The following is a 12,847-nucleotide window of genomic DNA, read 5'->3' as shown; positions in this document are numbered from 1 at the left end:
GTCGGACCGTACGTTCGCGCCGTCCGCAGCCCCGGGCTGTGCTGCCGGGGAGCCGTCGCCCTGCTCGCTGTGTCCCATGCGGTTCAGTTGATTCAGTTTGTTCAGGTGGTCCAGGTGATCCTTGTGATCGGTGTGATCGGTGTGATCGGTGGGGTCCGTGTGGTCCGTGTGGTCGTGGTCGGCGACGGCGGTCACGGTCACCTCTCCTTCTGCAGTACGGACAGCGCGGCGATGAGTTCGGTCTGGGGATCGACGTGGACGCCCAGCGTGTCGAGCGGGGCCAGACGCCGTTCCCGCTCGCGGTGCATGACCCGGTCGACGTGCTCGGTCAGCAGGCGCCCGGCCCGGTCACGGATCCGCAGCGCCCCGTGGGGACCGATCCGCTGGGCGAGCCCCTCGCCCGCGGTGCGTGCCCGGCGGCCGCCCAGCAGCACGGTGGCGACCAGCGCGGCGACGGCGTCGGAGTCGGGGGCGCCGTTGCGCTCCAGTTCCCGCACTTCGTCCTCGGCGTACTCCTCCAGCTCGCGCCGCCAGCGTCGCGTCGCGAGCCCGATGCGGTGCTCGGCACTCTCCATCGAGGGGTCCCGGCCCATCAGCTCGGGGGCGTCGGCGGCGGGCTCGCGCCGCCAGGCCTCCTCGATGCGTTCGTCGGCCGCGGTGACGGAGCACAGCAGCAGCGCGGCGAGACTCTCCACGAGCGCGTCCAGCAGTTCGCCCGCGGTGCAGTCGAGCGGGAAGGCCCGCCAGCGCTTGAGGGCGTCCCCGGCGAGCACGGCCCCGTTCTGCAGCCGGTAGCTCACGCGTGCGTCCTCGGCGTCGTACGCGCTGTCGATGGCGGCGTTGAGCCGCAGCGCGGCCGCGTACTGGGCGGCGGCAGCGCTGGCCAGCTCGGGCACGCGCGACTTCAGCGAGTCGAGGAGGCCGTACGCCGTGCGGGCCACGACCTGCTCGCGAGCCCCCGCGTCCTGCGCGTGGTGGACGAGCCAGGTGCGCAGGGCCGCCACGGCGCTGGCGGGCAGCAGACCGCCGCCCCAGGCCGATTCGGGCAGCTCGGGCACGGTGAAACGGGGTACGTCACCGAGTCCGGCCTTGGTGAGCAGGGCGCCGTACTGCCGGGAGACCTCCGAGACGACCTGGTGGGGCACGCGGTCGAGGACGGTCACCAGGGTGGCGTCGTACTCCTTGGCGGTGCGCAGCAGGTGCCAGGGGATGGCGTCGGCGTAGCGGGCCGCCGTGGTGACCATGACCCAGACGTCGGCGGCGCAGATCAGTTCCGCGGCCAGGACGCGGTTGTCGGCGGCCAGGGAGTCGATGTCGGGGGCATCCAGCAGGGCGAGCCCGCGCGGGATCGTGTCGGCGGTCTCCAGCCGCAGCACGCGCGCCGGGTTCTCGCCCGGCACCAGGAGCTCGTCACCCTCCTCCTGGTCGGGCACCCACACACGGGTGAGGTCGGGGAGCACGCGCATGCCGCTGAACCAGTGATGGTCGTCCGGATGACAGACCAGCACCGGGGTGCGGGTGGTCGGCCGCAGCACGCCGGCCTCGCTGACCCGCCGTCCCACGAGGGAGTTCACGAGGGTCGACTTGCCGGCTCCGGTGGAGCCGCCGACGACCGCCAGCAGCGGTGCGCCGGGTTCCCGTAGCCGGGGCACCAGATAGTCGTCGAGCTGGGCGAGCAGCTCGTCGCGGTTGGCACGCGCGCGTGGGGCCCCGGCCAGGGGCAGCGGAAAGCGTGCGGCAGCGACACAGTCGCGCAGGGCGGAGAGTGTCTCGAGCAGCTGAGGCCGAACGTCCAAGGTCACCACATGCGAAGAATGCCCAATTTTAGGGGATTTCTGAAGCATATGGACATCTCAGCGCGCCGATGGAACACAACGGGCGTAAGGGATGACTGGGACGCGGGCCCAGTCCAGGCATAACGAGTGCACAACACCCTGTGCCTCGGGCGCCAAAAGCGGTGCACGATTCGTACCTGCCTGCGATTATCAGGACCGCTTCACCGAACCTCCACATCGAGCCACGGAGGCGAAGCAACCGGGTCAAGGAACGGGGAGCCTTATCCTTGTCCCGCACCAGGCCCCCGTAGCTCAGTGGATAGAGCAGGCGCCTTCTAAGCGCTTGGCCGCAGGTTCGAGTCCTGCCGGGGGCGCCACTGAACCTCTGGCCTTCGCACGGCACGCATACGGCGCGCGGAGCGGACCACGGCGGCGTTCAGGGCGCGATCAAGGGTGACAAGCCACAGGCGCGGGCGACGGCCCTGCGCGGCGCGCCGACAGCCGGCGCTCGACAGCGGAAACTCACCAGTGGCCACTCGACGGCCGACACACCACTGGACCGGGCTTCCCGGGGACAGCCACGGCACGCGTTCCGTCCGTCGGCGCGATGGCCCGGCGGCGCGATGGCCCGGCGGCGCGATGGCCCGGCGCCGCGGCGGCGGACCGCGGGCGCGGACCGTTCACGGCCGGCAGACGGACACCTTCCCGGCACGGACACCTTCCCGGCGTCGATCACACTCCGACCCCTGAGTCATGCACCACGAGCAATGGGCAGTGAGCCGTGAGCCGTGAGCCGTGAGCAGCGGGCAGTGAGCCGTGAGCAACGGGCCATGCACCAACGCTCCCCCAGCCGCACGGAGTTGCCCGGTGTCGGCGATCTCGGCGAATTCGGCGATATCACGCAACAGCGCGCCGGCGGGGGCAGGCGCCCCCGCTGACGCGCTGTGCGGCGTACGCGGTCGTGGGACCGGTCAGAACGCCCGGCTGTTGCAGCCCATGTCCGAACCGAGGTGGCTGGGCTGGGCACCCGGGGAGCCCTCACCGTTGAGCGCGTTGCCCAGTGCGCCGTTGATGGCGCCGACGCTGCCGAGGATGCTGATGTTCATGTCGTGCGAGCGGCACTCGATGCCCTGCGTGACGTCGAAGTCGTCGTGGCCCCGCTCGCCGTGTGCCATGGCCGTGCCGACGCCGAGGGAACCGACCGTGCCGAGGACGGCGGCGCCGACGACGGCGAACTTGTGAAGCTTGCGCATTGATTCTCCGTTGGTCGAGCGGATGTGATCTGCAGCAGATCGAGTGGGGAGGCCGAGGCCGGACTGGCGCGGCGGTGTCGTCAGCCGAGCCGGGGAAGACCCAGCTGGCCGACCGGAGGCGCCGCGACCTGCCCGAGGCCGAGCGGGGAGACCTCCGGCGCACCGGGCGGCGCGATCAGCGGGTTGACGAGCGGGTTCACCTGAGGGTTGACCTGCGGGTTCACCTGCGGGGCGACATGCGGCGCGGGCTCCGGGTTGAAGGCCTGGGGTACGGCGACCTGCGGGGCGACCTGCGGCATGACCTGGGGCGCCGTCTGCGGGGTGACCTGCGGTACGACCTGGGCGGGCGCCTGCTGGGGGGCGGCCTGGGGCGCAGGCTGCGGGGCGGCCTGCGGGGCGGCGTACGGCGAGTTGGAGGCCTGCGCGTAGCCCCCCGAGGTGGCCGAGGCGGAGGCGTAACCCGTCTGCTGCTGCGGGGGCGGCGGCGGAGCGGCCTGCTGCATCGGCGGGGCGTACTGCGGCGGACCGGACACCTGCGCACGGCCCGCGGAGTCGGAGGTCGCGGCGGCCTGCGCACCGTTCGACTGGGGAGCCTGGTACTGGGGCGGCGCGTACTGGGGAGGAGCCTGGTACTGCGGAGCCGCATACTGCGGCGGCGCGTACTGGGGTGGAGCCTGGTACTGCGGAGCCGAGTACTGCGGAGCCTGGTACTGGGGAGCCTGGTACTGGGGAGCCGGGTACTCGGGAGCGGGCGCCGGAGCGGCGCCGGGGTACCCGACTTGAGTGTCGGCATGGCTGACGCCGACGCCGATGGCGGACAGGCCGCCTGCCGCTGCTACGACGAGCGCGGCCTTGTGAAGCTTGCGCATGGAACCCTCGGCCCTTCAATACCTGTACAGGGAAATCCGTTGTATTCAGTGCAGTCTTGCGTGCGCTCAGTCTGATGTTCGTACTGCGCCCTTACCGCGGGGAATCCTGGGCTGCCACGGACTTCACGCCGGAGCCGACAGCGAATCCCCTTGCCCCTCTCCGAGTCCATGGTCGCTGCCCTCTCACCGCTGGCAACGACATTTCCCCCGACCCAGTCACGGGATCCATATACTCGTCACCCATTTGCCATCGACCGTATTATCGGTTCCGTTCCCGACCGATTCGGTCCGGTCAACACCGCTTCGGTGCGGCCGAGTTCGGGCAGCGGGCAGAATCCCATGGTCAGGCGCGGTGCGCCACCGTACACAACTCCTCGACATGGCGCGGCGATCGGCGGGTTCGCCGTTCACCCGCCCCGGTCCGCGGCGCCGTCCGACGCGGCGAGCATGCATCACTCACGAGCAAATGCGGCAATGCCACACGGCATTGAGGCAAATGAGTGACCACACCCCGGCTCCCGTGTCCGGCGCCACACTCATCTCGTTCCGCAGAGGGCCAGAACGAGGGTCCACCGCAGCCGCACCAGGGCATCAAGAACAACAGCCGCACTGGCTCATCAACATTCCAATACGTTCCACGCACAGGTCAATGAAGGGCCGAGGGTTTCATGCGCAAACTTCACCAGGTCGCTCTCGTCGTCGCAGCAGCCGGCGGTCTGACCGGCATCGGCACCGGCTCCAGCCTCGCCGCCGCCCCCGTTGCGTACAACGGCAGCGTCCCGCCCCCCATTGCGCAGCAGGACACCCAGGCCGGCGCGTACACCGCCTCCCGGGCCAACGCCAGTACGTACGGCACGCCGGCCCCGCAGGCCGCCCCGCAGCGGCCCACCGAGATCACCCCGCAGGTCAACCCGCAGGTGAGCCCGCAGATCAACCCGCAGATCTCGCCCCAGGCGACCCCGCAGGCGGCCCCGGCCGAAGGTGCTCCGTCGAATCAGACCAACCTCTTCCGTCCGTACCAGGAGTGCAGCCCGCAGAACCTGCTCAACGCGAATCTCCCGATCGCCCTGCTCGGCGCCTCCGAGACGCGCGGCATCAGCTGCACCCAGGCCAACAGCCAGGCGAACGCGGCCGCCAGCGCGCACTAGGCAGTCGCAGCGCCGGACACCGACGCCCCGCACGGGCCCTTCGAGGACGTTCCTCGAGGGGCCCGTGCGCATGTGCTGCGGCGTCAGAGTGCCTACCGCGACCAACGGATCAAGAATTCGGCGCGTCGCTGTCCTTTTTAGGATATTTCGGTACTAATGTCCCGTGACTGTAAGAAGTCGATCTGCCACAGATCGCATCCACTTCACTCCACCGGAGAAGACATGCACAAGCTTCGCAAGGCTGCCGTCCTGGTCGCTGCCCTCGGTACCGTCGGGCTCGTGGGCGCCGGCACCGCCACCGCCGGCGAGGGCGGCTACGGCGGCGGCAAGGACGGCGGCAAGGGCGACCGCTTCAGCGTCCTGCAGAGCTCCAACTGCAAGTCGCACGACCTGAACCTCGACGTCCTGGGCGAGGTCGGGATCCTCAACGGCCTGCTGGGCAACGCGCTCAACGGCGAGGGCAACCCGGGCGCGCAGGACACCCACATCGGCTCGTCCATGGGCTGCAACAACAGCGCCTTCTAAGCGCACGAGGGCCGCACGGGCGGCCACCTCGGGAGAACGGTCCCGGCATCGAGCCCCAGGCTCGACGCCGGGGCCCCTTTTTTGTGCCGAATTCCCGCCCCCCGGCGACCACCGGATCACCATTGTCGACGACGGCCGAACCCGGCTGGGATTATATGCTGAAATAGCAATTCACTCACGGAGCGGAATTCCAGACCGTCAACCAGGTGGAGACAATTCGCCGAATTCGGCGCGTCGCCGATTACTTGCGGATAGTTCTTATTAGCCTCCATAACTGTTCGAAGCAGATCTGCCACAGATCGCATCCACTTCACTCCACCGGAGACGACATGCACAAGCTCCGCAAGGCCGCCGTCCTGGTCGCCGCTCTCGGGAGCCTCGGGCTCCTGGGCGCCGGCGCCGCCCACGCCGACGGTCACGGCGGCTGGGGCCACGACGGCACCCGTGTCAACATCGGCCAGAGCACCACCTGCAGGTCGCACGACGCGAACGTCGACGTTCTGGGCGAGGTCGGCATCCTCAACGGCGTGGGCGGCAACCTGCTCAACGGCGAGGGCAACTCGGGCGCGCAGGAGAGCTCCCTGGGCTCGTCCATGGGCTGCAACAACAGCGTCGGCAAGTAGGTCGACCTCCCCGGCTCCCGGCCCGCGGCCGGGAGCCGGGGGCTTCTCATGGGCCCAGAAAGCCGAAATGCCGGACCGGGAACGTTCCCGGTCCGGCATTTGCCGATCGCGCCTCAAAACTTGGGACGAGGCACTTTGACGCCCTTCGGCAGCGGCACCCTGTTGGAACAGTCCACCACCGCCCCGACCTTCTGGGACCCGCCGCCCAGCAGAGAGTCCTCGGGAAAGACCACGCGCGGCCGGTCGACCGTCGAGCAGTCCTGCGTCTGCTTGACGACACGCTTGCCGTCCTTGTCGGTGTGCAGAGACTCGCTCTTGCGCACACAGACGGTCTCCCACAAACCCGTGCTCCTGCAGTCACTGGGGTACTCCCCGGCGTGCGCCTGAGCGGCGCCGCCGCAGACCACCGCGAGACTCCCGACGAGCCCCGAGACGGTGGCCATCTTCTGCCGACTGAACATGTCCTGCGCTCCTTTGCACATCCGGGCCCGGCGCCTGCGCCGTCGACCGGCGCGCGTCCGAGCCCTGGTGAACTATCGATACAGAGGGGCCGGCACCCGGACGCGTTACCGGATGCGCCCGGCGCCGGTGTTGCTGCAGCCCGGGCGCGCACCCTGTCGGGTCTGTTGCGCGTCCGGGCTGCCTTCGCCATTTGTTTGTATTGCTCAGCACACCGTCGAACGGACCGAGTTGATCAAGGGCTCGGACGTTCGGATCGTGCGATGCACAGAGGAGGTCCTGATGGATGTGGATGCGTCTGTCGTGGCGCTCCGAGGCCATGGGGGACGCGATGGTCCGCCAGGCGGCCGGCCGCCGGCCGGCCAGGATGCGGACCCCGGCGCGATCACCCGGGCAACGGCCTACGGCGCCCCGTGGCCAGGGCGTCGGCCTGCGAGAAAGCCACCGCGACGGCCTGCAACGCGCATACCGAGCCCCCGGCTTCTTCCTTACTTGGAGCTGTCCGGACCGTAACCCTCTTCGGGCGCCTGGTACTTGCCGTCCTCTTCGGGCGCCTGGGCCTTGTCGCCACCCGGCACGCCCCACTGCTGCGAGTAACCGCCCCACGTGGCCACGGCGTTCGCCTGCGAGTTGGCCACCGCGTTGAGCTGCCGCGGAACATCCTGGTCATCGTAACCACCGGCGAAGCTGACGCCGACGCCGAGGAGGGAAAGCCCCGCAACCGCCGTTGCTACGACCGCAGCACGCTGAAACTTACGCATGTTCAGACCCTTTCGTACCCGGGCTTTCAAGCCCTGGTGTTGACTACTTAGTGTGAGCATATACACACGTTTCGTAGCAATTTGGGATCTATGGATGCTCGGTCGTGTCGGGTGATGACAAGGCGGCTTGCATCAGGAGGAGCGAGCGGCGCATAACCGGTCCGGAATCATTCGGGTCCGGGCCGTTTGCCGCCCGGCGGGCGGGCGAGGAAGGTGCCGGAAGGTTGCGCCCCGGCCCTCAGCCGAGCACGTGGGGCAGGTCGAAGTCCCGGTCGGTCCCCGGAGAGGCGCTGGAACAGGTGATCTCGGGCCCGATCCGCATCTTCCCGTTGCCCAGGGCCGCGGGGATCGTCAGGGGCTGCGTCGGCAGGCAGTTGTCCTGGCGGGTCATGACCCCGTCCTCGGGCAGCTCGCCCTCGATCCGCTGGACGCAGGTGACGTTGCCCTGAATGTCGCGCGTGCAGCTGCCCGGACCTCCCGCGGCATGCACCTGGGCGACACCGGTACAGGTCACGGCGAGACCGCCGAGCAGCCCCGAGACGGCCGCGATCTTCTTCCTGCTGAACATGTGAAGCGTTTCCTTTGTGAGGGGCGCACTGTTGCTGCAGCCCGTGGCCGAGCCGAGAAAACGCGATGCTGCCGAAGGCGATTGCCGCGACATCCACCGCGGAGAATGGGGTGTGTCGTCTTTCAGCGGTTCACCGGCAACCGCTCGCCGTGCGCGGGCTTTCAGCGCCGACGCGACGGCTCACGGACCGGAGCAGCAGCCTCGCGCTCCGGGCGGGCCGGCATGGACGGGCCCCTTCGGGGGTGCCCCCGAAGGGTTCGCACCACGCGTCGCGCACGATGACGCCGCCGGATTCAGCTGCCGGCGGTGAAGGCGTTGTTGAACTGGCCGCAGGCGGTGTCCAGGGTCTGGCCGAGGCCGAGCACACCGAGCGGGATGTTGTTCTCGGAGACCGTCTGCGGGCTGCACTCCTGGTAGGGGCGGTAGAGATCGTTCACCTTGAGACCGCTGTCGTGGGCGTAGGCGGTACCGGCGCCGGCACCGACGGCGGACAGACCGCCGGCCGCCGCCACTGCTGCGATCACGACTTGCTGAAGCTTACGCATGGAACCCTCGGTTCTTCATTGCCTGCACATCGAGGCTGATTGCCTACCGTGACGGAATGAACACTAGCAGTAGCGGTAAGGCGTATTCCACATCGATGGATATCCGTGTCCGGGCAACCCGGCCCCGGGAAGGCTTACTTGATGAAAGGGCGGCAGAATTCAGCTGGTTGTGATCGTCGGCAAGAGCCATTGCCGAGATGATGATCCGCTCGTGATCCGGGTCCGCATCACCGTTTTGTGTGCTCCACGCCAACACCGTTGTAAATAAGGAAAGTTGATTTGGCGCAGAATGCCGGCGCTCCCGGTGTCACGAAAAGGTCGGCTCCGCGTCCCGGACGTGAACGCGTGCGGCGACGGACTCGACCAGGTCCCGCAGCCCTTCGACGTACAGCCGCATGTTCTTGTACGCGGCGTCGGTGTCGGGGTAGCGGCAGGCGAACCACAGGCCCTCGTGCAGCCGGTTGACCCAGGCGCACACCTGGTCGCCGTACGACACCCGGATCAGCCCGTACGCCTTCCGCTCGGTCCAGTGGGCCGAGCCGGGGACGACGCGCGCGTCGACGTACGAGACGATCGAGTACAGGTCGGGCGAGGTCGGGCGGAAGTCCGCGCCGAGCAGGCGCAGTACCCGGGCCAGCGGGATGCGCGCCAGTGAGCGGTTGGCCTGCAGTTCGGCGCGCACCGCCGCGAGCGCCTCGTCGAAGTCCCGGGCCGCGGGCACCTCGATCGGGGCTCCGCCGACGTACCAGCCCACGGAGTCCGCCCAGGTGGACCGCATCCGGGTGTGGAACGGCACCACCGCGCGGTAGACCGGCTGTCCGCCGAGCTGGTGGACGATCAGGCTGGTCGCGGCCAGGACGCCGACCAGACTGCCGCCGTAGGGCCTGCAGTACGTCTCGAACGCGGCGGCGGCATCCGCGTCCACGAGCGGCTCGCGCATCAGCTTCTGGGTGGGCAGCGGGTCGCCGGGCCGCACACCGAGGTCGACGGGGAAGTCCGGCAGCCTGCCGTCGCACCGGCGGATGAACTCCCGCCAGCGGGCGACGATCGTGTGCGTGTCGTCGATGCCGTCCGCGTTGGCCCGCTCCTGCTCGCAGAAGTCGACGTAGCTGCCGACCGGCGTCTGGGTCACGGTGCGGCCCGTGAGCTGCGCCGTGTACAGCTCGTGGATCTCGTCCGGGATGCGCTGGAGGGAGTAGGCGTCGACGTTGGTGTGGTCGAAGGCCATGTACACGCTGGTGGAGTCGGAGCGGACGACCGCCGTGTAGATGAGGTTCGGCCAGCCGAGCGCGTCCGCCGCCACGTCGAATCGGTCCTGCAAGTGCCGTACCAGCGCGCCCGTGTCGGTGAAGTCGCCGACCACCTCGCGGCGCAGGGAGACGTCGTCCCCGGCGAGGGTGAACCGGTGCATCTCGTCCCCGGCCCAGCGGAAGCCGCTGCGCAGCGTCTCGTGCCTGAGCGTCCAGCCGCGCAGCGCCTCCTCCAGCGCGTCGAGGTCCGCCCGGCCCGGCAGGTCGAACGCCGCGCCGAGCCAGGTCGGCACGAACAGGCCGTCCTCGCGCACCGACCGCGCCGTTCTGATGTGGCCCTCCTGGATGTACGCCGGTGGCCGCGAGTCCGTCGGCAGCGCTTCCGCCGCCGCGCGGGTCGCCGGGCTGAACGTCCACTCGACGAGTTGTCCGGGCCGGACCTCGCAGCGCTGGATGTCAGAAATTCGCACGGGCGTCTCCGTTCGCAGAAGGCACAGAATCGATCAAGGGAGTGCCGTGCGCGCGAGCGGTGGCCGCCGTGTCGCCGGCTTTTCAGCGGAATGCGTGACGTCTCGAACGGCGGAGCGATCAGCGGACGGTGATCGGGTCGTCGATGCCGAGGAGGTCGAAGTCGGTGCGTGTGTCGGCGAGTTGGTCCTCTCTGCGGTGCGTGGTGGTGCCGGGGGCGGGGCCGCCGGGGCACTTCCCGCGTGCTCCTCCCCCGGGATCTGCCTCACACGTACTGGTAGATCGCGCTCGTGTCCTCCAGTTCGTCCGGCGTCACGTTCCACGGCGGCAGCCGCTCGTGGCGCGACACGATCCGGCCGTGCTGGGCGTCGCGCGCACCGGGTGGCTCGGCCGGGAGGTAGCGGGGGTTGCCGTGCCGCTGCCGCCACAGGGTCCACTGCAGGTCGACGAAGGAGTGGTGGAGCCAGAAGACGGGGTCGTTGGCGGAGGCGCCGCCGAGCATCAGTCCGCCGACCCAGCGGTGCACCCGGTTGTGGTTGTGCCAGGATCCGCTGCCGCGGCCCGTTCCCCAGCCCTCCATCCTGTTGCGGAAGCCCTTGGTGACCGTCGAGTCCCAGGGCGCCGTGTCGTAGACCGGGTCGGCCAGCGCCCTGTCCAGGTCGGCGCGGGTCGGCAACTGGATCGGGGCGCGGGCGTTGCCGAGGTCGCGGGTGAGGAACTCCGCGGTGGTCACGCCCTCCGTGATCCTCCAGCGGCCCGCCCGGTGGGCGAACGGGCCGGTCATCACCTGCCGGTCCGAACGCCGTCCGTTGCCGCCGAGCAGGTCGTCGGTCCACGGCACGGCGGTGGGCGAGCGGTCCCGGGTCCAGTCCCAGTACGGCACCGTCACCGAGGGGTCCACCCGGCGCAGCGCCCCCTCCAGCTCCAGCACGAACTTGCGGTGCCAGGGCAGGAAGGAGGGTGTCATGTGGGCGGTGCGCAGCCCGCGCTCGCCGTCGGGCTTGTTGTAGGCGATGTGGATCCGTACGAACTCGTCGTACTCGCCGCGCCGTTTGAGCTCCAGCAGGGCGTCCACGAACCGTCGTCGCTCGGCGGCCGTCAGCGTGGTGACGTTCTTACGCGTGTACGCCATGCTCGCCACCCCCGTGCATCGGCCCCCCGCCCATCGGGCCCGGCGCCAGATCGCGCAGTTGCTCTCCGGGACTCAGCTCGTCGACCGCCCCGCGGGCCGCGGCGAGCGGCGTCGGGTACGAGCCGTAGTGGTCGATCATGCTCAGCCAGCTGCCGTCGGCGCGGCGCATCAGATGCAGGGGCCGGCCGTCGATCGTGACCTCCCACCGGCCGCCGGCGTCCCGCCGTGCCGTGCGGACCTCGATGCCGCGGATGCGGCGGCCCCGGTAGGTCTCGTCGAAGGCGGTGGCCCGCCGGCCGTCGTCCGGGGCGGGCTCGGGCCGCGCGCAGGCCGCGGCCACCGGGGCGAGCGCCGCCGCGACGGCCGAGGAGAGCAGCCTGCGGGTCACGTCCCGCCGTGTTCTGCCCAGGGACCGTGCTCTGCCCGCGACCGGTGTGCCGCGCTGTTGGCCGACCGGCGCTCCGCCGACTCCTTGGACCATCGTTCGCTCCTCGTCCGGTTCGGTTGTCCGCAGCGGTAACCGCCCGGCGGCCCTCCCGGTCACCGCCGTGCGGCCGGACCGGTGACAGGAGCGCATGCCGCGACGCGGCCGGATCGGCGGGTGTACCGGACAACGGGCTTGTGGACGAGGGAAGTTCGGGATGTCCGGGGAGCCGCGAGGGTCAGGCGGTCCAGAAGTCCCACCAGCGGGTCAGGACCAGCATGCCGACGATCGCGATGTGCACCAGCGGGGGCAGCCAGGTGAACTCGGCGAAGAAGGTCCGCAGCGCGGCCGGCGCGGGCAGGAACCGCCGCTGGACGGCGAAGGACGTCACGTACCAGAACAGCAGGATCGTGGCGACCCATGCCAGACAGCACCACAGGCACAGCGCGTTGATCCGGTACAGCGACTGGAGCTGCAGCCAGGTGACGAACCCGACCCCGAACAGACACCCCGCGCCGAAGGCCAGCCAGTACCAGCGGGGGAAGACCGCGCCGGCCAGCAGGCTCACGCCGACGCAGATCACGACGCCGTAGGCCACCAGGCCCAGCATCGGGTTGGGGAATCCGAAGGCCGAGGCCTGCGGGCTCTTCATGACGCTGCCGCAGGACACCACCGGGTTCAGGCTGCAGCCGGGCGTGAAGTTCGGGTTCTCCAGCAGCTTGAACTTGTCGAGCGTGATGACCCAGGAGGCCAGCAGCCCGGCCGCGCCCGTGACCACCAGGAGCAGCGCGAGGCCGCGTCCCGCGCCCGCCGCCCGGGGTGCCGGCGCCGCCATCAGGCGCCCGGGCCGCGGGCCGGCAGGCCGGGCGCGACGGTGCCGCGGCGGTCACACCCGGCAACGCGCTCGCGGCGCCCTTGAGGCGCCTTCAGGGACTTCACCGTGTTCCTCTCGCCGTTCCGTTCCTTCCGTCGTGCCCTCCGTCGTTCCCTCCGTCGTTTCTCTCGCCGTTCCCTGCGTCGATTCCTTCCTCTGCGGCAGCCGATGCG

14 protein-coding genes and 1 tRNA gene are annotated in these 12,847 nt (G+C 69.9%); 4 read left to right on the top strand and 11 right to left on the bottom strand.

Annotated elements, in window-relative coordinates:
* Positions 1-197: 197 nt before the first annotated feature.
* Complete coding sequence (locus ACFZCP_RS31530) at positions 198-1,805, bottom strand: dynamin family protein (RefSeq protein WP_391433624.1); 1,608 nt, start codon at positions 1,803-1,805, stop codon at positions 198-200.
* Positions 1,806-2,076: 271 nt separating this feature from the next.
* Between ACFZCP_RS31530 and ACFZCP_RS31525 the strand changes: the two genes are divergently transcribed.
* Positions 2,077-2,152 (top strand) — tRNA-Arg (locus ACFZCP_RS31525).
* A gap of 594 nt (positions 2,153-2,746) precedes the next feature.
* On the opposite strand, the gene ACFZCP_RS31520 is transcribed toward ACFZCP_RS31525, so the two are convergent.
* Together ACFZCP_RS31520 and ACFZCP_RS31515 are read right to left on the bottom strand one after the other, a co-directional pair.
* Positions 2,747-3,028, bottom strand: coding sequence for a hypothetical protein (locus tag ACFZCP_RS31520; protein ID WP_362691547.1), 282 nt, complete (start codon positions 3,026-3,028; stop codon positions 2,747-2,749).
* 80 nt (positions 3,029-3,108) lie between these two features.
* The gene (locus ACFZCP_RS31515) at positions 3,109-3,897 is read right to left on the bottom strand and encodes a hypothetical protein (RefSeq protein WP_391433620.1); all 789 of its coding nucleotides are present in this window, start codon (positions 3,895-3,897) and stop codon (positions 3,109-3,111) included.
* Between the two features lie 668 nt (positions 3,898-4,565).
* On the opposite strand from ACFZCP_RS31515, the gene ACFZCP_RS31510 reads away from it, so the two are divergent.
* The 3 genes from ACFZCP_RS31510 (at position 4,566) to ACFZCP_RS31500 (ending at position 6,193) form a co-directional block, all read left to right on the top strand.
* Positions 4,566-5,045 carry a hypothetical protein gene (locus ACFZCP_RS31510; protein ID WP_391433616.1) on the top strand — a complete coding sequence of 160 codons (480 nt, stop codon included), beginning with the start codon at positions 4,566-4,568 and terminating at the stop codon, positions 5,043-5,045.
* Positions 5,046-5,267: 222 nt separating this feature from the next.
* Complete coding sequence (locus ACFZCP_RS31505; protein WP_362691538.1) at positions 5,268-5,570, top strand: hypothetical protein; 303 nt, start codon at positions 5,268-5,270, stop codon at positions 5,568-5,570.
* A gap of 329 nt (positions 5,571-5,899) precedes the next feature.
* Positions 5,900-6,193: a hypothetical protein gene (locus ACFZCP_RS31500; RefSeq protein WP_362691535.1), complete on the top strand. Its 294-nt coding sequence runs from the start codon at positions 5,900-5,902 to the stop codon at positions 6,191-6,193.
* A gap of 113 nt (positions 6,194-6,306) precedes the next feature.
* Here the strand turns inward: ACFZCP_RS31500 and ACFZCP_RS31495 are convergent, their stop codons facing one another.
* The 8 genes from ACFZCP_RS31495 to ACFZCP_RS31460 form a co-directional block, all read right to left on the bottom strand.
* A complete protein-coding gene (locus ACFZCP_RS31495) occupies positions 6,307-6,654 on the bottom strand; it encodes a hypothetical protein (protein ID WP_391433612.1) in 348 nt (115 codons plus the stop codon).
* Between the two features lie 486 nt (positions 6,655-7,140).
* Positions 7,141-7,413, bottom strand: a complete 273-nt coding sequence (locus ACFZCP_RS31490) for a hypothetical protein (RefSeq protein WP_362691530.1) — start codon at positions 7,411-7,413, stop codon at positions 7,141-7,143.
* 238 nt (positions 7,414-7,651) lie between these two features.
* Positions 7,652-7,981: a hypothetical protein gene (locus ACFZCP_RS31485; protein ID WP_362691527.1), complete on the bottom strand. Its 330-nt coding sequence runs from the start codon at positions 7,979-7,981 to the stop codon at positions 7,652-7,654.
* Positions 7,982-8,274: 293 nt separating this feature from the next.
* Positions 8,275-8,526, bottom strand: a complete 252-nt coding sequence (locus ACFZCP_RS31480; protein WP_391433607.1) for a hypothetical protein — start codon at positions 8,524-8,526, stop codon at positions 8,275-8,277.
* A gap of 307 nt (positions 8,527-8,833) precedes the next feature.
* A complete protein-coding gene (locus ACFZCP_RS31475) occupies positions 8,834-10,246 on the bottom strand; it encodes a condensation domain-containing protein (RefSeq protein ID WP_362691521.1) in 1,413 nt (470 codons plus the stop codon).
* Between the two features lie 263 nt (positions 10,247-10,509).
* Entirely contained in the window at positions 10,510-11,376 is an 867-nt protein-coding gene (locus tag ACFZCP_RS31470) for a tyrosinase family protein (protein WP_391433602.1), read from the bottom strand.
* On the bottom strand, positions 11,360-11,857 hold the full coding sequence (locus ACFZCP_RS31465) for a tyrosinase family oxidase copper chaperone (protein WP_391433599.1): 498 nt from the start codon (positions 11,855-11,857) through the stop codon (positions 11,360-11,362). Before ACFZCP_RS31465 ends, ACFZCP_RS31470 begins: the two co-directional genes overlap by 17 nt.
* 181 nt (positions 11,858-12,038) lie before the next feature.
* A complete protein-coding gene (locus ACFZCP_RS31460; protein WP_391433596.1) occupies positions 12,039-12,635 on the bottom strand; it encodes a vitamin K epoxide reductase family protein in 597 nt (198 codons plus the stop codon).
* Positions 12,636-12,847 lie beyond the last annotated feature (212 nt).

This window comes from Streptomyces sp. NPDC007971 (assembly GCF_042958635.1).
In the GTDB taxonomy this organism is placed as follows: Bacteria; Actinomycetota; Actinomycetes; order Streptomycetales; family Streptomycetaceae; genus Streptomyces.
Note: the sequence above shows the minus strand (reverse complement) of the source record. Positions and strands in the feature narration are given on the sequence as shown.